The 18,543-nt window shown below is 68.1% G+C and carries 15 protein-coding genes; 5 read left to right on the plus strand and 10 right to left on the minus strand.

Going from position 1 to position 18,543, the window contains the following annotated elements; all coding sequences use genetic code 11:
• Nucleotides 1-2: 2 nt before the first annotated feature.
• The 6 genes from ACGFIF_RS37675 to ACGFIF_RS37700 are packed head-to-tail and all read right to left on the minus strand — an operon-like array spanning nt 3 to nt 6,579.
• Entirely contained in the window at nt 3-1,439 is a 1,437-nt protein-coding gene (locus ACGFIF_RS37675) for an aldehyde dehydrogenase family protein (RefSeq protein WP_393161359.1), read from the minus strand.
• Nucleotides 1,436-2,323, minus strand: a complete 888-nt coding sequence (locus tag ACGFIF_RS37680) for an ATP-binding cassette domain-containing protein (protein WP_393161361.1) — start codon at nt 2,321-2,323, stop codon at nt 1,436-1,438. Before ACGFIF_RS37680 ends, ACGFIF_RS37675 begins: the two co-directional genes overlap by 4 nt.
• Nucleotides 2,316-3,272: an ABC transporter ATP-binding protein gene (locus ACGFIF_RS37685; RefSeq protein ID WP_393161363.1), complete on the minus strand. Its 957-nt coding sequence runs from the start codon at nt 3,270-3,272 to the stop codon at nt 2,316-2,318. Before ACGFIF_RS37685 ends, ACGFIF_RS37680 begins: the two co-directional genes overlap by 8 nt.
• Nucleotides 3,269-4,087, minus strand: a complete 819-nt coding sequence (locus tag ACGFIF_RS37690; protein WP_393161365.1) for an ABC transporter permease — start codon at nt 4,085-4,087, stop codon at nt 3,269-3,271. The genes ACGFIF_RS37685 and ACGFIF_RS37690 overlap by 4 nt, the downstream gene beginning before the upstream one ends.
• On the minus strand, nt 4,084-5,031 hold the full coding sequence (locus ACGFIF_RS37695; protein WP_393161367.1) for an ABC transporter permease: 948 nt from the start codon (nt 5,029-5,031) through the stop codon (nt 4,084-4,086). The genes ACGFIF_RS37690 and ACGFIF_RS37695 overlap by 4 nt, the downstream gene beginning before the upstream one ends.
• An 18-nt stretch (nt 5,032-5,049) precedes the next feature.
• A complete protein-coding gene (locus ACGFIF_RS37700; protein WP_393161369.1) occupies nt 5,050-6,579 on the minus strand; it encodes an ABC transporter substrate-binding protein in 1,530 nt (509 codons plus the stop codon).
• Between the two features lie 194 nt (nt 6,580-6,773).
• Here ACGFIF_RS37700 and ACGFIF_RS37705 point away from each other — a divergent pair, with 194 nt between their 5' ends.
• The 3 genes from ACGFIF_RS37705 to ACGFIF_RS37715 all read left to right on the plus strand — a co-directional run bounded on the left by ACGFIF_RS37705 (nt 6,774) and on the right by ACGFIF_RS37715 (nt 10,685).
• Nucleotides 6,774-7,532 carry a FadR/GntR family transcriptional regulator gene (locus tag ACGFIF_RS37705; RefSeq protein ID WP_393161371.1) on the plus strand — a complete coding sequence of 253 codons (759 nt, stop codon included), beginning with the start codon at nt 6,774-6,776 and terminating at the stop codon, nt 7,530-7,532.
• Nucleotides 7,533-7,627: 95 nt separating this feature from the next.
• Nucleotides 7,628-9,277 carry an FAD-dependent oxidoreductase gene (locus ACGFIF_RS37710; RefSeq protein WP_393161373.1) on the plus strand — a complete coding sequence of 550 codons (1,650 nt, stop codon included), beginning with the start codon at nt 7,628-7,630 and terminating at the stop codon, nt 9,275-9,277.
• A 16-nt stretch (nt 9,278-9,293) separates the two neighbouring features.
• On the plus strand, nt 9,294-10,685 hold the full coding sequence (locus tag ACGFIF_RS37715) for a sensor histidine kinase (RefSeq protein WP_393161375.1): 1,392 nt from the start codon (nt 9,294-9,296) through the stop codon (nt 10,683-10,685).
• Between the two features lie 122 nt (nt 10,686-10,807).
• Here the strand turns inward: ACGFIF_RS37715 and ACGFIF_RS37720 are convergent, their stop codons facing one another.
• Together ACGFIF_RS37720 and ACGFIF_RS37725 are read right to left on the minus strand one after the other, a co-directional pair.
• Nucleotides 10,808-11,356: a hypothetical protein gene (locus ACGFIF_RS37720; protein ID WP_393161377.1), complete on the minus strand. Its 549-nt coding sequence runs from the start codon at nt 11,354-11,356 to the stop codon at nt 10,808-10,810.
• A 147-nt stretch (nt 11,357-11,503) separates the two neighbouring features.
• Nucleotides 11,504-14,068, minus strand: a complete 2,565-nt coding sequence (locus ACGFIF_RS37725; RefSeq protein ID WP_393161379.1) for an MXAN_6230/SCO0854 family RING domain-containing protein — start codon at nt 14,066-14,068, stop codon at nt 11,504-11,506.
• A 382-nt stretch (nt 14,069-14,450) separates the two neighbouring features.
• Between ACGFIF_RS37725 and ACGFIF_RS37730 the strand changes: the two genes are divergently transcribed.
• The gene (locus tag ACGFIF_RS37730) at nt 14,451-15,737 is read left to right on the plus strand and encodes an MFS transporter (protein ID WP_393161381.1); all 1,287 of its coding nucleotides are present in this window, start codon (nt 14,451-14,453) and stop codon (nt 15,735-15,737) included.
• Nucleotides 15,738-15,773: 36 nt separating this feature from the next.
• Here ACGFIF_RS37730 and ACGFIF_RS37735 read toward each other — a convergent pair whose 3' ends face one another.
• Entirely contained in the window at nt 15,774-15,971 is a 198-nt protein-coding gene (locus tag ACGFIF_RS37735; protein ID WP_132209649.1) for a DEAD/DEAH box helicase, read from the minus strand.
• A 121-nt stretch (nt 15,972-16,092) separates the two neighbouring features.
• Between ACGFIF_RS37735 and ACGFIF_RS37740 the strand changes: the two genes are divergently transcribed.
• The gene (locus ACGFIF_RS37740) at nt 16,093-17,427 is read left to right on the plus strand and encodes a diguanylate cyclase (RefSeq protein WP_393161384.1); all 1,335 of its coding nucleotides are present in this window, start codon (nt 16,093-16,095) and stop codon (nt 17,425-17,427) included.
• 2 nt (nt 17,428-17,429) lie between these two features.
• On the opposite strand, the gene ACGFIF_RS37745 is transcribed toward ACGFIF_RS37740, so the two are convergent.
• A complete protein-coding gene (locus ACGFIF_RS37745) occupies nt 17,430-18,404 on the minus strand; it encodes a zinc-binding dehydrogenase (protein WP_393161386.1) in 975 nt (324 codons plus the stop codon).
• Nucleotides 18,405-18,543 lie beyond the last annotated feature (139 nt).

Here is an 18,543-nt window from a genome sequence, read left to right on the forward strand (position 1 = left end):
CCTCAGGGCCTCGGGCGGATGATGGCCATCCGGGTCGTGGTCAGTTCCTCGATCGCGAACCGGGGTCCTTCGCGACCGATCCCGGAGTCCTTCACGCCGCCGTACGGCATCACGTCCGACCGGAATCCCGGTACCTCGTTGATGACCACCCCGCCGACGTCGAGCCGATCGATCGCGGTGAACGCGGTGTCCAGCGAGGAGGTGAACACACTCGCGTGCAAGCCATACCGGGATGCGTTGACCGTAGCGAAGGCCGTGTCGAGGTCCGGTACCGGCCGGACCGCGATCACCGGCCCGAAGATCTCCTCGTCCCACGCCAGTTGGCCCGATGCCACGTCCGTCAACACGGTCGGCCCCAGCAACTCCCCGTCCTTCGACGAGTAGGTCAGCTCGGCACCGGAAGCGAGCGACGCATCGACCCAGGCCCGGACCCGAGAGGTCGACTTCGGATCGATCAGCGCCGACACCCGGGTGTCCGGCGAGCGAGGATCGCCGACGACAACGGCAGGAAGACGCTCGGTCAACTTGTCTAGCAATGTGGCATGTACGGAGTCCACAACGATTACTCGTTGGACAGAGATACATGCCTGACCAGATGCGTAGTACCCGCCGCGGATGATCGCATCGGCCGCCGCATCGAGATCGGCGTCGGCCGCGACGACGAGGGCCGAGTTCGAGCCGAGCTCGAGGAGCACCTTGGTCGGGGCGGCGTCGCGGGCGATCTGGTGGCCGACCGCTGCCGATCCGGTGAACGAGACCGCCCCGATCCGGCGATCCGTCGTCAGAGCAGCGCCGACGTCCGGTCCCCCGGTCACCAGTTGCACGGCGGCCGCCGGAGCCCCGGCCTCGACCAACGCCTCCCGCATCAGATGGACCAGCCACAACGTCGCGAGCGGAGTCTGCGGCGCCGGCTTCACGATCACCGGGCACCCGGCCGCGAGCGCCGGCGCGATCTTGTGCGACGCCAGCAGCAACGGATAGTTGAACCCAGTGATCCCGACGACCACACCGACCGGCTTCCGCACCCAGAACCCGACCAGACCGTCACCACTCGGCAGCAGATCCAGCGGCACGGTCTCGCCGTGCAGCCGCGCGACCTCCTCGGCCGACGTCTCCAGGGTGAGCAGCGTGCGATCGACCTCGACCCGGCAGTCGACCAGCGGCTTGCCGGTCTCCAGCACGAGCAGGTCGACGAAGGCATCGCGCTCGGCCGAGATCGTCGCATGCACGCTCTGCAAGGCCTTCCGGCGTACGTACGACGGAAGCCGGCCGACCGCATCGCGGACGGCGAGCGCGTGGTCGAGCGCCTGCCGGGCCAGCTCCATGTCCCCGACGGGCGCGTCGGTGACCGTCGAACCGTCGTACGGGAAGATCACCGGCTCGATGGACGGTGCCTCGACCCAGGTCTCTCCGACCGGCAGGCCGGCTGGGTACTTCATCCGGGTTCTCCCTTCGCAGCGAGGAGGTCGGTGGTGGTTGCTCCGGACAACGCTCTGTGGAGGGTGGGGATGGCCGAGACGAGGCGCTGGGTGTACGGGTGCTGCGGGGCGGCGTACACGTCGCCGGTGAAGCCGGTCTCGACGATCTGGCCGGCGTTCATCACGGCGACCCGGTCGCACACGTGCTTCACGACGGACAGGTCGTGGGAGACGAAGACGAGGGTCAGGTTGAGTTCGTCGACGAGGTCGGAGATCAGGTTGAGCACCTGTGCGCGGACCGATACGTCGAGGGCACTGACCGGCTCGTCCGCGATCAGGATGCGCGGGCGCGGGGCGAGCGCGCGGGCGATGGAGATGCGTTGCCGCTGACCGCCGGAGAACTGGTGCGGGTACCGGTCGCCTGCGTCGGCGGACAGACCGACCGCTTCGAGCAGTTCGCGGACGCGCTCCCCGGAGGCCGGATGCCCTTGGACGACGAGGGGTTCGGCGATGATGTCGCGGACGCGCATCCGCGGGTCGAGCGAACTCATCGGGTCCTGGAAGACGAGTTGCAGGTTCTCGCGGAGAAATCGCAGCCGCCGCTCCGGCAAGCGGGTGATGTCGGTGCCTTCGACAACGACGTGACCGGAGGTCGCTTGGTCGAGCGCGGCGATGATCCGTAGCAGGGTCGACTTGCCGCAGCCGGATTCGCCGACGATGCCGAAGCGTTCACCTGGCTTGACCTCGAGGTTCACCCCGCTCAGCGCGTGGACCACCGGGGCTGCGCGGAGCAGCGACGTACGCGGTCGGGTGTAGTTGCGTACGACGTCGATCAGTTGGATGGCCGGATCGGCCACGGGTTCGTGAGCCGCAGGCACATGCTCGCGGAGAGACATGTCAGACATGTGCAACCTCCACAGGATGGTGGCACGCGAAGCCAGTCGCCTCCGACCCGCTCCACGCGGGCGTGGTGGCGCAGACCTCGGTGGCGTGGCGGCAGCGAGTGCGGAATACGCAGCCGGACGGGAACTGACCGGCGGGCGGCACGTTGCCCGGGATCGTGGTCAGCCGTCGATCGGCCGTCTCGAGGTCGGAGGCCGCGAGCAGTCCCTCGGTGTAGCGGTGACGAGGCCGAGTGAACACCTCACCGACCGGGCCTGACTCGACGACACGACCGCCATACATCACCAACACGCGTTCGCACACGGTCGCGACGACAGCGAGGTCGTGCGTGATGAAGAGCAGGGCAGCCTCGCGTGCGACCACTCCCTTGACGATGAGGTCCAGGACGAGCGCCTGCACGGTGACGTCGAGGGCGGTCGTCGGTTCGTCGCAGATCAGCAGAGCGGGATCGTTGGCGAGGGCAAGAGCCAGGACGACTCGTTGCCGTTGGCCACCGGACAGCTGGTGCGGGTACGCGCGCAACGTTTCCGACGGTAACTGGACCCGTTCGAGCAGCTCGACTGCCGCATCACGCGCTGCCCCACGACCCGACGCCGTCCGATGGATGAGCATGGCTTCCGCGATCTGATCGCCGACCCGCATCGTCGGGTTCAGCGCCGTCATCGGCTCCTGGAAGACCATCGCCAACTGCCGGCCCCGGACCCGCGACATCCGTCGTTCGTCCGCACCGATCAACTCGTGCTCGACACCGGTCACCCGGACCGACCCGGCCGCGATCACGTCCTCGGGCAGCAGACCGAGCACGCTCAGCGCGGTCAGCGACTTGCCCGACCCGGACTCGCCGATCAGCCCGACCCGCTCCCCCGGCCCGACGGTCAGATCGACGTCCGAGACCAGCGTCTTGTCACGCACCGTCACGGTCAGCCCGCGAACGCTGAGTACGTCGTTCATCGGCGGTCCTCCAACTTCGGGTCGAACCGGTCGCGGAGCCCGTCGCCGAGCAGATTGAACCCCAGTACGGCGATCGCGATCGCCACACCTGGGAAGATCGCCAGCCGCGGCGCGCTGAACAGGAACTCCTGACTCTCCTGCAGCATCCGGCCCCACGACGGCGTCGGTGGCGGCGTCCCGTACCCGAGGAACGACAAAGCCGCCTCGGCCAGCACCGCGATCGCGAACGACACCGACGCCTGCACGGTGATCAGACTCGTCACGTTGGGCAGCACATGCCGTACGGCGATCGGAAACGGCTGCCGCCCAGCGGCCCGGGCCGCCAGCACGTACTCGGTCCGCATCACCTGCAACGCCCCGCTCCGGATCACCCGCGCGAAGCTCGGCACCGACGCGATGCCGATGGCGATCATCGCCGTCATCGTGCTCGCCCCGAACACCGCGCCGAACATGATCGCCAGCAGCAATGCCGGGAACGCGAGCAGCAGATCGTTGGTCCGCATGATGAGCTCGCTCGACCAGCGCCGCGACATCGCCGCCAGGATTCCCAGCGGTACGCCGATCAGCGCGGCCACACCGACCGCGACCACGCCGACGAACAACGTGGTCCGCGATCCGACCATGATCTGGCTGAACACATCGCGGCCGAACTTGTCGGTCCCGAACCAGTGGTCCCACGAGGGCTTGGCCAACCGGACGGTGGGGTCGACGAGCGTGGCGTCGTGCGGCGTCCAGACGAACGAGACGAGCGCCATCACCGCGATCAGCCCGACGATCACGGCGCCGACGATCAGACTCGGATTCAGCCGTCTCATCGTGACACCCGCAGCCGGGGGTCCAGAGCGACGTACAGGAGATCGACGAGGAAGTTGACCACGAGTACGGCGATCACCAGGACCATCACCACGTCCTGGACGAGGAGGAGATCGCGGTTCGACACACCGTCCAGGAGGAGGCTGCCGAGGCCGGGGATGACGAAGACGCGCTCCACGACGACCGCGCCGATCAGCAGGGTCGCGAGCTGCAGACCGAGCACAGTCACCACCGGGACGGCCGCGTTGCGGAGGCCGTGCCGCCACAGGGCCGGGAACGGCTTCAGTCCTTTGGCCCGCGCGGTCCGGAGGTAGTCCTCACGCAGTACGTCGAGTACGGCGCTACGCACGTATCGGGTTAAGACAGCGCCTTGTACTAGACCGAGTGACAAGGCAGGCATGATCAGTTGTCTGGCAAACATGCTGGGGTCCTGTGCCGGCGGCGTCCAGCCGTTCGCGGGCAGCCAGCCGAGCTTCACCGCGAACACCATGATCAGCAGGATCCCGGCCAGGAACGCCGGTACGGCGACACCCAGCTGGGAGACCGCGGACAGCGCCAGCCCGGAGACCTTGCGGTGCCGCGCGGCCATCACCGTCCCGGCCGGCACCGCGATCAACAACGCGATGACCATGCCGGCCACGACCAGCCACAGCGTCACCTGGAACCGGTCGACGATCTGCGGCCCGATCTCGGCCTTCGACACGTACGACGTCCCGAAGTCACCGCGCAGCATGCCGCCCAGCCAGTCGAAGTACTGCGTCGGCAGCGGCCGGTCGAGCCCGAACTGCCGGCGCATCTCCGCGACGGCCTCGTCGGACGCGTTGACGCCGAGGGCGACCCGGGCCGGGTCGCCCGGCAGCACGGCCAGGAACGAGAAGACGAGCACCGAACTGACCGCAAGGCTGACCAGCAGCACCGCGGTGCGTTCGATCAGGCGGAGGATCATCAGCTGGTCCGTATCGGCTCAGGAGCGGGCGAGGCTGGTCAGGTCGAGGTTCTCGGTGATCGCGTTCTTCGGCAGACCGGTCAGGTTCTTGTCCGCGACGATCAGGTTCGGCAGCAGGAAGAGCCAGTCGCCGGCGGCCTGCTCGGAGATCCGCCGCGCCGCCTTCTTCATGTTGTCGATCTGCGCCGCCTCGTCACCGGAGTCCGCCGCGGCCAGGTACTGCTGCAGGGTCGGGTCGTCGTACCGGGTGTAGTACTTCGCGTTGAAGACCGCACCCAGGTCACGCGGCTCGACGTGCGCGATGATCGACATGTCGTAGTCGGCGTTCTTCAGCACGTTGGTCAGCCACGCCGCCGGAAACTCCTGCTGGTCGATCGCGACCTTCAACCCGGCCTGCTCCAGCTGGCTCTTCACCACCTGACCGCAGGCGATCGCATAGGGCAACGTGGGCAGCCGCAGCCGCAACGTCTTGCCCGCGGCACCAGATGCCTGCAGCAACGACTTCGCCTTGGCCAGGTCGTACGGCGCGACACCGGTCAGATCCTCGTACCACGGGTCGGTCGGCGGGACCATGCTGCCGATCAGCTTGCCGCGACCCGCCCAGCACGTGTCCATCAAGGCCTTGTGGTCGATCGCCTGACGGATCGCCTGACGGGTCCTGATGTCCTTGAAGATCGGCTCGGAGTTGTTGAACGACAGCAGCACCTCGCCGTTCGTCGTACCCTCGATCACCTGGTACTTGTCGTTGCTGGTGAACTGGCTCAACGCCTCGGGCGCCTGGACGGTGCCGATCACGTTGATGGTGCCGGTCAGCAGCGCGTTGTTCAGCGCGGTCGGGTCCTTGAAGTACTTCAGCGTGATCTGGTTGAAGAACGGCTTCGTGCCCCAGTAGTCGTCGTTGCGCTCCAGCACGATCGAGTCGCCACGGTTCCACTTGGAGAACTTGAACGGCCCGGTGCCGATCGGGGTGGTCGCCAGGGCGCTCACGCCGGTCTCGGAGAACATCGCGCCGATCCGGGTCGTCATCCGGAACAGCCAGCCGTTGCTCGGCTTGGTCAGCGTCACCTGCAACTGCGTCGGCGACAGCGCCTCGGCTTCCTGTACGACGTCCATCGCGGACTTGAGCGAGGTCGTCCAGGCCGTCTTCACCCGGTTGATGCTGAACACCGCGTCGGCCGCGGTGAACGGCTTGCCGTTGGTGAACTTCGCGTTGTCTACCAAGTCGAACGTGTACGTCTTGCGATCCGGTGAGACAGTCCACGACTTCGCCAGCGACGGCACGATCTTGCCGGAGTCGTCCTGCTTGACCAGGCGCTCGTACAGGTTGCCGAGCAGCGCCTGCGGGATCGCGGCACCGTCGGTAGTGGTGAAGTCGAGGCTGGCCGGCTCGGCGACCAGGCCGATCGACAACGACTGGCTCCCGCCCGGCGAGCTGCCGGACGACGCACCAGAACCCGCCGAGCAGGCGGTGAGGACCAAGAGTGCCGCAGAGGCGACGACCGCGACCGCCCGGCTCGGCAGCGCGCTTTTGATGAACTGGGACTTCACGCGAACTCCTCCAGTGCTGCCGGCTGTTCCTCGCCGCATTCTGGCGATCTCTGCGGAGTCTGCTGAGCGGGGCCACGCCGGTCCGGCGCACTTCGCCGTCCGGTTGTGACTGGTCCGACCAGTGGACTAGGTGTCATTGGGCCACTAGGTTTGTCGCTACGCAGGGGTCTGTCAAGCGATTGGGGTGCTCCGGAATGACAAAAGGTCCGCGGTTCGAGCCGGTGCAACCAGTCCGCGCGTACCAGCGGATCGTCGAGCAGGTCGAGGACGCCCTCGCCCGTGGCGATCTCGCCCCCGGCCAGCGGTTGCCGAGCGAGCGCGAGCTCGTCGCGCAGTTCGAGGTCAGCCGGTCGACGGTGCGCGAAGCGCTGCGGGTGCTGGAGAGCAACGGCGTCGTCCGGTCGCGTCCGGGTGATCCGAACGGGCCGGAGATCCTGCCGTTCTCCCAGTCGGCGCTGCGCAAGCAGATGGTCCGGCTGGCGCGAGTGGACGAGCTGACGCTGAGCGAGCTGATCGGCTTCCGGATGATCATGGACGGCGCCGCGATCCAGGTCGCCTCCCGGCTCCGCACACCGGAGCAGCTGACCGAGATGGAGGAGACGCTGGTGGCCATGCGGGCCGCGATCGACGTCGACTTCGAGGCCTTCAGCGAGGCCGATCTGGCCTTCCACGACGTGATCGCGCAGATCAGCCGCAATTCGCTGATCCAGACCTGCAACGAGGTTGTCCGCGGTGTCGTCCTGACCTTGATCTCGGACAAGGTCGCGCACGCCCAGAACAGCCGCGCCCTGATGCTCGAGTCGCTCCAGCACCACGCCGAGGTGGTCGACGCGATCCGCGCCGGTGACGGTCACGCGGCGGCCCGGATCGCCCGGCAGAACATGTACGACTACTACGCCGGCTACGTCCCCGAGCCGGAACGGGAGACGCTGCGCGCGCTGATCGACGACTAGTCGGGGACGCTGCGCGCGCTGATCACGACTAGTGCCGTGCCGGTGGATCTCGTGGCATGCTGACCTGACTGGGTTCACTGCTGTGGGGGCACCGCGTGACCAAACCTGCGATTCTCACTGTCGACGACGACCCGATGGTCTCGGCGGCCATCTCCCGCGACCTGCGTCGGCGGTACGGCGACGACTACCTGGTCGTGAAGGCGACGTCAGGCACACAAGCGCTGGCCGCATTGACCAAACTCGCGTTGCGTAACCAGCCGATCGCGATGATCGCCACGGACCAGCGCATGCCGGGGATGACCGGGATCGAACTGCTCGAGCGCGCCCGGGAACACGCACCGACCGCGAAGTACCTGTTGCTCACCGCGTACGCCGACACCGAGGTCGCGATCAAGGCGATCAACGACATCGGCCTGGACTACTACCTGCTCAAGCCCTGGGATCCACCGGAGGACAAGCTGTTCCCGGTCGTCGACGACCTGCTCGGCGACTGGCAGCAGGCCAACCCCGAGCACACCACCGACGTCCGCGTGATCGGCAACCGCTGGTCGGATCGCGCCCACGACATCAAAACGTTCCTGGCTCGCAACCACGTGCCGTACCGCTGGTACGACGTCGAGCGCGACGCCGAAGGTCAACGCCTGCGCGACCTGGCCGATGCCGCGGACAACGATCTGCCGTTGGTCCTGATCCCCGAGGGTGACACCCTCCGCTCACCGTCCACGGTCGATCTCGCCTCCGCGCTCGGCCTGCGGACCCGCGCCGAGCAGCCGCTGTACGACGTCTGCATCGTCGGAGGCGGTCCCGCCGGACTGGCCGCCGGGGTCTATGCGGCGTCGGAAGGGTTGAGCACGGTCATCGTCGAGCGCGAGGCGCCTGGCGGGCAGGCCGGGCTGAGCGCGGCGATCGAGAACTACCTCGGATTCCCGCGCGGGCTGACTGGCTCGGACCTCGCTGCCCGGGCAGTCGCCCAAGCCTCCCGCTTCGGAGCCGAAATGGTGCTGGCCCGCGGAGTCGTCGGGCTCGAGCCGCGCGGGCCTGTGCACGCCGTACTGCTGGAGGGATCGGGAGAGATCGAGGCCCGCGCGGTGATCATCGCGACCGGCGTCTCGTACCGGAGCCTGGATGTCGACGGCCTCGGCGACCTCACCGGTCGCGGCGTGTACTACGGCGCCACGGCCAGCGAAGCGAGCCAGTGCCAGGACGACGACGTCTACATCGTGGGCGCGGCGAACTCAGCTGGTCAGGCGGCGCTGAACCTGGCCCGCTATGCCAAGCGGGTTGTGCTATTGGTACGCGGGGACACATTGACGACATCCATGTCCCGATACTTGATAGACAAGATCACATCTGCGACAAACATCGAAGTGCGGTGCCGGACCGAGGTGGTGAGCTGTCGCGGCGACGGTCATCTCGAGGCCTTGACTCTGTCCGACCGGACGTCCGGCCGGGTCGAAGAGGTGCAGTCGAGTTGGTTGTTCGTCTTCGTCGGTGCGTCACCACGGACCGACTGGCTGGACGACAGGCTGGTCCGTGACGGCAAGGGCTTCGTTGTCACGGGTCCGGAGTTGGTCGCGATGGATCGCTGGGCGCTCCCGAGACCGCCGTACGCACTGGAGACGAGCCTGCCGGGGGTGTTCGCCGCCGGCGACGTGCGACTCGACTCGATGAAACGGGTCGCGTCCGCCGTCGGCGAGGGCGCGATGTCGGTCTACCTCGTCCACCGCTACCTTGCGACCGTCTGACGACAGGGGGCCTCTGATGAAGGTAGACGACCTGCGCGGGATCGCCCTCTTCGCCGGGCTGACCGACGTCCAGCTGGGCGAGCTGATCGACAGTAGCACCGAGGTCCCGATCGAGCCGGGTGCCGTCCTGTTCCACGAAGGCGAGCCGGCCGACTTCTGGTGGGTGCTCGTCGACGGCGCCATCGCGCTCCACCGCCAGATCGGGCGGGAAGACACCGTGATGGGCAAGATCGACGTACCAGGGCGTTGGGCCGGCGGGTTCCGGGCCTGGGACGAGCACGGCGTCTACCTCGCGACCGGGCGCGGGATCGCCGAGGGACGGGTACTGCGGGTGCCGGCCGGCGTACTGCGGGAGCGGGTCGACGCCTGGTTCCCGCTCGGCGGCCACCTCATCAAGGGCGTCTACGGGACCGCTCGCGCGATCGAGTCGACCGCACGGCAGCGCGACGCGCTGATCACGCTGGGAACACTGGCGGCCGGCCTGGCGCACGAGATCAACAACCCCGCCGCCGCGGCCTCGCGCTCGGTCAGCGCCCTCGACACTGCCTGCAACTCGTTGCTGTCTGCCCTACGCCGGCTCGCCGAAGGAGAGATCACGGCCACCCAGTTCAGCGCGCTGGACGCGTTGCGGCTGGAGCTTGGCGAAGGTACGGCGGCACCGGACCCGGTCGACCTCGCCGACGCCGAGAACACCATCTCGGAATGGCTGGACCGCCATGACATCGAGCAGGACTGGCTGATCGCACCGCCGCTGGCGGCCGCCGGCGCTTCGCTCGAGTGGTGCCAACGTGCCGCGGAGGTCCTCGGCGACGCGCTGGAGCCCGGACTCGAGTGGGTCGCGAGCACGCTCGCGGTGGCCACCCTCCTCGGCGAGGTGAAGGAGTCGACCAGGCGGATCTCCGAGCTCGTCGCGGCGGTCCGGTCGTACTCGCAGATGGACCGCGGCTCGATCCAGACGATCGACGTCACCGAAGGTATCGAAAGCACGCTGGTGATGCTCGGCCACAAACTCCGCGACGGGATCGAGGTGATCCGCTCGTACGGCGCGGACGTGCCGAGGATCGACGCGTACGCCGGCGAACTGAACCAGGTGTGGACGAACCTGATCGACAACGCGGTCGACGCGATGGACGGCGCCGGCACGTTGCGGATCACCACCCGCACCGACGGCGACCGGATCGTGGTCGACTTCACCGACACCGGACCGGGCATGCCGCCGCAGGTCGTGGCCCGCGCCTTCGAGCCCTTCTACACCACGAAGGACGTCGGCAAAGGCACCGGTCTAGGCCTCGACATCGCCCAGCGAATCATCGCCGAACACCACGGCGGCACCATCACCATCCACTCCCACCCGGGCGAAACCACGGTCTCGGTGCGGCTGCCGCACCAACCGATCACGGCCGGATAGGTCTCGAGCGCCGTACCGAACGACAGGAGGCAGCCGCACCGCGAGGCCCGCCCGCCTGGCGGTATTGGTGACTACATCCTGTCGCTCGGTACGGCCCCGAGAGTACGCGGCGCCGAGGCGGATCAGGTGTCGTGCTCGAGGATCCGGACTCGCGGGACCTTCAGGGCCTTGCGGGCCTTGGTGGTCCAGTCGGAGCAGAGGAAACTCGCGGCTGTCTCCGGCCAGGCGACCACCACGACCTCGTGGCTGTTGGTGCTCTTCACCAGGGACATCAGGGCCAGCAGGATCTCGCCGTGCGTGATGGACACGTTCACCGCGTAGCCGCTGGCGGCCCGGAGGTGACGCGAACTGTGTTCGATCACCGAGGCCAGGTCGACATCCGGGTCGGCGAGGGTGGCAGTCGGTGTTCGGCTCGGCTCGGGCGGCGGGATAGGCCGGGGCGAGGCGAACATAGCGTTCCCGGGAACGGCTCTGGAGGCGGTCATCCCGGCCACGTCCGCGAAACTCGACCCCAGCAACGCCATCGGACCACCGAAGCCGCTCTCCGCATGGCTGGAGACGAGCAGGTGGTAGTCCACGGGTTCTTCGTACCTTGCGTGCAGGGCGGCAACGCGGCGCGCGTCGCCCTCGCTCATCTCCCGCTCGATGAGCACCACCACGTCATACGTCATTCGTGGCTCCCTTCGCAGTCAATTCCGTTGTACCCCTGCTGCCGCGCCAGCCAAAGCACCCGGCCCCGCAGCGTCACAGAATTGTCAAACTCCTCTCAGCCAATCCTCAGCCGCGCCCGCGACGGAAACCGCGGCAGCCCGGGGAAATCAGCTCGGGAGGGCCGCTGGGGTGTGCGCACGGGTGTCGGGAGCCAGCGTGCTCAGCAGGTGCGGCGCGTCGATGAGCGTGTGCGTGGCGGGGTCGAGCAGATGCGGATGGAGCGCATACACCTCCGCGCCCGCACGTGGGGTGATGTCCGCACTGAGTACGGCGGCGAAGTCCGACCGCTCAGCGGCCTCCTGATCCCAGACGCGGTCCGGCTCCAGTCGTGCGGTGAGCCGCCGGGCGAAAGCCGAGAGATCCTCAGCAGGATCACGCAGATAGCCGACCACCGAACCGTCGGCACACCGTACGACGACCTCGTCGCTCCGCGCGGCGGCGTGCCAGCAGCAGACCTCCCACAGGCTCACCCGGTCTCCCGCCCCGTGGACCTCCTCCAGCGTCGCCGCCATCAGCGCCAGGTGACCGCCGTACTTCGCGATGTTGTGGCCGTACCCGGCCGCGCTGAGGTTGACGTCGTACCAGCGCAGCTCCTTCGTCTGCAGGTCGACGCCGAACGGCAGCAGGATCTTCGCCGGCCCGGCCAGGTCGAACCGCTCCTCGACCGCGGCCGGATCGAACAGCCCGGTCGGCTGCCGCATCACCCCGACGAACCCCCGCTCGAGCTCGTCGAACGGCACGTTGTTGTAGCTGAACACCACCGGCAGCACGTACCGGCCGCCGACCCGTCGCACCGCGCGCAGATCCAGATCCACGAACTCCGTCGACCCATGCGGTCTCGGCGCCGAGGTCAGGTCGCCCGAATGCACCAGCGCGTCCTGGTCGAACCGCAGCCGGGTGTAGTCACACAGCCCGACGAAACCCCACTCCTCGTCGAACACCGCGACCGACAGGTCGAGATCCACCCGTCGCCCGCGCGGCTCGACCCAGTGCAGGAACAACCGCAGCAACTCGTCCTGCGGGATCGGGACCGCGCTCCCCCGGGTCATCCGCAGCAACGTCGACGACGCACCCCGCTCCGAACCAGGCGCCGCCAGCCGGGCCAGGTCCTCGTCGAGGAACACCCGCCGCAACCGCGGCAGATCCGTTGCCCGCCGCAACATTTCGCCCACCAGTACGCCGGACAGCGCGGCCGCGAGCTCGGTCGGCAACGGCTCCCGCTCGTCCACCGTCGTCCAGATCCGCGTGGTCCCGCCGCGCGGGAAGAACAGCCGCAGGTCGCCCGGTGGCGTGCGGACCTGGCCGAGCGCCGCGGTCAGCACGACCGGCGACACGTCCGAGACCGCCGTCGCCAACGCGTCCACCAGCGCACCCTGCTGATCCGCCGGCAACACCCGCGCCAACTGGACGAGTCGCCGTACCAGATCTCCCGGCCGCTGCCGCAACAGGTCGAGCGCACGCCCCGGCCTGTCCGCCAACGCGCCCTCGACCCGGGACGCGAACGTGCTCGTGGTCAGCCGCCCGCCATCCACACGAACAAACGGATGCCCTGCCGCCTCGCCCGCGACCGCTCGACCGGCCGCGGTGCCCAAGTCCAGATCGGTACGACGCAACACCGCGAACGCCAGCGCGGCCCGCGGATGCCGCGTGGCGAACTCGAACGGGTGCAGGTTCTCCGCGATCCGCTTCCAGGCCCGCTCGTGCCGGAGCATGTCCTCGATCAACGTCTCGGCCGGCAACCGGTCGAGCCGCCCCAGCACCAGCCGTCGAGTTGCCCGCGGCAACGACTTCCGCCGGGCCGGCGGCGTCCGCAGCCCCGGATCCGCGTCCATCAGCGCATACAGCAGCCGCAGTACGTCGGTCGCCGTACCGGCCCGGTCGATCAGCTCCGGATGGTCGGCGAGGAAGTGTGCAAGGACCAGCGCCCGCGTCTCCCGGACCGGGATCTCGTCGGGCAGCCACGACGGGTCGGCTCCGGCCAGCAGAACCTGCAGGTCGGCGCGATCCGCGGCGGACAAGGGCGAGCGTCGTACCAGCAGAGCGTGGACGGTCGAGCGCAGCGCGTCGGCCGGGGCGAGAGTCAGCAACCGGAGGCGGTCCGAGCGCACGTGCGCGGGCTGGACCTCGTCGAACGACGGCTTCAGGAACGGGTCGTTGGGGTTGATCCGGCGCAGGCACAACGGGCAGGCGCTGAAGTCGGAACCGTCCCAGCACGTCCGGCAGACCAGGTGCGCGCAGGGCGAGACGGCGTGCACCGACTTCGCGTCGCCGCAGAGCACGCACGGCTGCTCGGGCTCCTGCAGCAACTGCGCGAAGATCCTGTTGATGTAGAAGGTCTCGGTGTTGCCCGGCACACTCTCCGGGAAGCCGCGGAACAACGGCACGTGCTGCTGGTCGTGACCCGACTCAGCGTCGAGCAACTCGAGCAGCGCGCGACCGAAGCCGGCCAGAGCGGGCGCCGACAGACCGGAGCAGTACCGGTACAGGCCGACGGAGAGCAGGAGGCCCCGCTGGACCAGGTCGGCCTGCAGCGCGGACAGCCCCGACTGGATGGTCAGCGGACGGCGCAGCCACTGCCACGCGGAACGCCGGACCGGAGGGGCGAGGGTGGTCGCGTCGACCAGTCGCCGGCGGCGCAGCAGTACGGCGGCCTGCGCGTGCTGATCCGGCATCGCGTCTCCTCCCCAGCGGGCTCATGACGAACGCGCCAGGGGCGGAGAGCGAACGCGCTACTTGGCCTGGTGAAGGAGAAGGAAGCACGTCCAGGAGCCGCCCCTGGCACTGAGAACGCTACCGGGGCCTACCGACAGAATCTGTCGATGGGCCCCGGACAAAGAAGAGCTCCGGTACCGGGGTCGGGGCCGCCCCGCCCAGACCCCAGTACCAGAGATCTCCAGAGTAGAACGTTCATCCAAATCGAGAACCACCGGGTTCACGATGTGGCACTGATACGCCGCGATCAAACCTTTGAACCAGCCCTCCGACGACGCAGGGAAACCCTTTCAGTTACAGGCGGGAGGTGTCAGACCACGGATTGTGGTTAAGGTCGTAGGTATGGAGGGTGGGGTGATCGAGCGTGCCCGTTGGCGGGACGTGTTCGCGCACGCCGAGTTCAGGGCGCTGTTCCTGGCCGGTGTGCTGTCCGTCGCAGGCGACCAGCTGGCCCGGGTGGCGCTGTCGGTGCTGGTCTTCGACCGCACCAACTCCGCCGGTCTGACCGCTCTCACCTACGCACTGACCTACGTGCCCGACCTGCTGTTCGGGCCGCTGCTGGCCGGATTCGCCGATCGCTACCCCCGCCGTGCTGTGATGATCGTCACGGACCTGGCCCGGGCTGTTCTCGTTGCAGCGATGGCGATCCAGGCCCTACCGCTGCTGGTCGTCGTACTGCTTCTGCTCGCGCTGCAGGCCTTCGGGTCGCCGTTCAACGCTGCACGCGCTGCGACGCTGCCCGCCGTGCTGCCAGGCGATCACTACGTGCTCGGCAAGGCTGCGAACGACATGGTCGTGCAATTCAGCCAAGTCCTCGGCTTCGGCACCGGCGGTGTGGTCGTGGTCGCGGTAGGTACGTCGGGCGGTCTGCTGCTGGACTCCGCCACCTTCCTGCTGTCCGCGGCACTCATAGCCTTCGGCGTACGACGGCGACCGGTGCCGGCCCGTGACACAAACGAGCCACCTCGCAGCTACTTCAAGGACCTCGCCGCCGGCTTCTCACTGGTCGTGCGTACGCCGAAACTGCGCGCACTGGTCGTGTTGGCGACGATCGCGGGGTTCTACGTGACTGTCGAGGGCCTGGCTGTCCCCTACGCCCATGAGATCGGTGGAGGTCCTCAAGCAGCCGGACTGCTGCTCGCCGCGAGTCCAGCGGGTGCTGTCGCGGGCATGTGGCTGATCACCTTGTGGCCGCCGGAGAAGCGGATGGGACTGCTCGGGCCGCTGGCGGTGCTGGCCTGTGCGCCGCTGATCGTCTGCTTCCTCGCGCCGGGGCTCCTGCCGACCGTCGCCTTGTGGGCCGTGTCCGGCCTTGCGTCGGCCTACCACCTACCGACGAGCGCGGCCTTCGTGCAGGCCGTCCCGGACGCACAGCGCGGCCAGGCGTTCGGAGTCGCCAGCACGGCGCTGCGCAGTAGTCAGGGCATCGGCATCCTGCTCGCCGGACTGATCGCCGACCAGTCGTCGCCGTCGTTCGCAGTGGGCGTCATGGGCGCCGCGGGTGCGATCGCGGCCCTGGCGGCGGGCACTGCCTGGACGCGCGCCCGCCGATCCGGGACCGGCACCTCCGAATTGAGGGCCGGACGAGCGTCCGGAGATTCAGGGAATATCCCCGGACGGACTCCGTAAAATGTCGGTAAAGAAATTTCGGCAATATCCGTCAGGTCACCACTCGTTACCGCTGGTGAACCACTCGTTACCGGATCCACCCGGCCGGCGCAGCCACTCGTTGCCACTCTGCGTGAACCACTCGTTGCCGCCGCGGAACCACTCGTTCCCACCGTGGAACCACTCGTTGCCGCCGCCGGTGAACCACTCGTTGCCGCCGTTGAACCACTCGTTGCCGGTGCTGATCTTCGACATGGTGCTGGATCCTTCCTTCGCCATCCGTCAGATGGAATTTCGCGGGCCTGGGGATGACCTCGCGTGAACAGGCAGTTACTATTACGGAATAACCGTTCAGGTCTATCCGTGTGAGGCCACCATGATTCTGATCGGTCGGAGCAGATGGGTGCCACCCCGCCGATGGAAGCTCTGGTCGTTGCCGCGTCCCGCGCTGAGCTATGTGCTCGGCGTCGACGCTGTTGCAGTCATGATCACCGCCCTGGCTCTGGCCTCGACGGTCTCCGGCGCCCGTACCGGCGTCAGGCCGACCGAGTGGGTCGCCTTCGCGGTGCTGGCGGCCGCCTCGGTGCTACACCTGGAGTCTGCCCGCGGAATCGAGCGCCGACGCGAGATGGCGGCGAACACTTCGCCGTACACCAATCTGAAGAGCCTCTGGGTCTTCGCCGGCCTGTTGCTGCTCCCGCTCAGCCTGGTGGTCGCACTGGTTGTGGTCACCTACGGGTACTCCTGGATCCGGGTCTACGGACGGACCATCGCGCACCGCAAGGTGTTCTCGGCGAGCACGTTCATCCTGGCCAGCGCTGCCGCTGCCGGGGTACTGCGTGGCGGCGGCCTGTTGACCGAGCCCCGCGTGCCGACCGGGCCGTGGACGCTGCTGATCGTGGTGGGCGCTGCCGCGACCTGGTGGCTGGTGAACTTCGCGCTGGTGATCGGCGCGATCCTGCTCTCCTCCCCTGACGCCACCGCTCGTGGCGCACTGGGAGACCTTGCCGACCAGCTCGTCGTGGTGGCCGGCCTCGGACTCGGTGTGGCGGTCGCTGCACTGCAGGCGTCGTACCCGTGGGTCGTGCCGATCCTGATGGTGACGGTGCTGACGCTGCACCGCGACCTGCTGCTGCCGCAGTTCCAGCGGGCCGCAGGTACTGACGTGAAGACCGGTCTGGCGACTCCGGCGTACTGGGCCAGCGCCGTACCGGCTGAGCTGGCTCGTGCGGAGACGCTGCGCAGTTCGGTCGGCCTGCTGATGCTGGACCTGGACAAGTTCAAGGAGATCAACGACACCTACGGCCACCCGGCTGGGGACCAGGCGCTGCGTGCGGTCGGTGAGAGCGTGCGTGCAGAGGTCCGGCAGGGTGATCTGGTCGCACGGGTCGGTGGAGACGAGCTGGCCGTGCTGCTGCCTGGTGCCTCGGAGGGTGAGGTGCTGGAGGTGGCTGAGCGGATCCGTGACCGGCTCAGCACGTTGAGCGTGTCAGTGGACACCGCTATGGCGACTACTGCGGTGATCACCGGCGTACCGGCGTCGTTCGGTGCAGCGGTGTACCCGGACGTCGCGGACACCATGGACCAGCTGGTACTCGCGGCCGACAACGCACTGCTCAGCGCGAAGCGGGACGGGCGCAACCGGATCGTCACGGCCCGTCCCGACCCGCCTGCCGTCACCGACCACGCGGACCAGCCGGTCGGCGACTAGCCCTACCTGACCCGGATCAGGGCCTTGCCGAGCAGCGTGCGCTGCTCCAGCGCGGTGTGGGCGTCAGCCACGTGGTCCAGGTCGTAGACCTGGTCCACGACGGGTTTGAGGTCGCCGGCGACGGCTCTAGCGATCACATCGGCGCCCGTGATCGTCGTACTGGTCGTGTCGGCTCTGAGATCGTTGATCCCCTTCACCGTGATCCCGCGTCGTGCCGCCTCGTCAGCGTCATACGCGGCGAAGCCTCCGCTCGGGGCGCCGTGTGCAGAGAACCAGCCACCGTCCTTGACGACCGTGAACGCGGTCGCACCGAGCTGACCGCCGGCGCCCTCGAAGACGATGTCGGCGCCCTGGTTGTTCGTTGCCTCAAGCACCAGCTTCTCCCAGCCCGGCTTCGAGTAGTCGATCACCACGTCCGCGCCCTGTGCCTTGCTGAGGTCGAGTTTCGCCTGGCCGCGGGCGGCCGCGATGACGTGTGCGCCGGCGTTGTGTGCGAGCTGGAGCAGCAGCAGGCCCATTCCGCCTGCGGAGGCCGTGACGAGCACGTTCTTGCCGTGCATCGGCGGGGCGAGGTCTTCCAGCATGAGAGCCGTGAAGCCGTCGCCGAAGACCGCGATCGCTGTCTCGAGGTTGAGTTCGGCGGGGACTTCGACGAGGGCGGCAGCGCTGGCTCGGACGAGCTCGGCATGCGCACCGAAGCCGGTTGCACGGCCGAGAACGGTCTTGCCGATCCAATCCGTTGACACGTCCGGCGCGACTGTACGGACGGTGCCGGCGAGTGAACCGCCTGGCACGTAAGGCGGATTCACGTCGAAGTACTGGCTGTGTTGGCCCTGTCTGATCGCCGTCTCGACGAAGATGACGTCGGCGACCGCGACCTCGATCACGACCTCGCCGGCGCCCGGCTCGGGGTCGGGCCAGTCCTGGGTCTTGATCACGTCGGGGGTGCCGAACTCGGTGACTACAGCGGCTCGCATATTTGCTCCTTCGGTCTGTTCAGAGGCTTTTCAGAGGCTTTGAGCGTGCAACCTCAACTGGAGTTCAGGTCAAGTCGGGTGGTTGTCCACAGGCGCTTGGTGACGGGCGGGAATCTGTCGGTGGTCCGGCGTACTGTGC

Source organism: Kribbella sp. NPDC049174 (assembly GCF_043197365.1).
Classification (GTDB): Bacteria; Actinomycetota; Actinomycetes; order Propionibacteriales; family Kribbellaceae; genus Kribbella.

Bases quoted from the DNA above. Each gene is read 5' to 3' on its own strand.
- ACGFIF_RS37690 (WP_393161365.1), bottom strand. From the start codon at position 4,087: ATGAGACGGCTGAATCCGAGTCTGATCGTCGGCGCCGTGATCGTCGGG.
- ACGFIF_RS37725 (WP_393161379.1), bottom strand. From the start codon at position 14,068: ATGCCGGATCAGCACGCGCAGGCCGCCGTACTGCTGCGCCGCCGGCGA.
- ACGFIF_RS37675 (WP_393161359.1), bottom strand. From the start codon at position 1,439: ATGAAGTACCCAGCCGGCCTGCCGGTCGGAGAGACCTGGGTCGAGGCA.
- ACGFIF_RS37685 (WP_393161363.1), bottom strand. From the start codon at position 3,272: ATGAACGACGTACTCAGCGTTCGCGGGCTGACCGTGACGGTGCGTGAC.
- ACGFIF_RS37680 (WP_393161361.1), bottom strand. From the start codon at position 2,323: ATGTCTGACATGTCTCTCCGCGAGCATGTGCCTGCGGCTCACGAACCC.
- ACGFIF_RS37730 (WP_393161381.1), top strand. From the start codon at position 14,451: ATGGAGGGTGGGGTGATCGAGCGTGCCCGTTGGCGGGACGTGTTCGCG.
- ACGFIF_RS37745 (WP_393161386.1), bottom strand. From the start codon at position 18,404: ATGCGAGCCGCTGTAGTCACCGAGTTCGGCACCCCCGACGTGATCAAG.
- ACGFIF_RS37695 (WP_393161367.1), bottom strand. From the start codon at position 5,031: ATGATCCTCCGCCTGATCGAACGCACCGCGGTGCTGCTGGTCAGCCTT.
- ACGFIF_RS37705 (WP_393161371.1), top strand. From the start codon at position 6,774: ATGACAAAAGGTCCGCGGTTCGAGCCGGTGCAACCAGTCCGCGCGTAC.
- ACGFIF_RS37735 (WP_132209649.1), bottom strand. From the start codon at position 15,971: ATGTCGAAGATCAGCACCGGCAACGAGTGGTTCAACGGCGGCAACGAG.
- ACGFIF_RS37715 (WP_393161375.1), top strand. From the start codon at position 9,294: ATGAAGGTAGACGACCTGCGCGGGATCGCCCTCTTCGCCGGGCTGACC.
- ACGFIF_RS37720 (WP_393161377.1), bottom strand. From the start codon at position 11,356: ATGACGTATGACGTGGTGGTGCTCATCGAGCGGGAGATGAGCGAGGGC.
- ACGFIF_RS37740 (WP_393161384.1), top strand. From the start codon at position 16,093: ATGATTCTGATCGGTCGGAGCAGATGGGTGCCACCCCGCCGATGGAAG.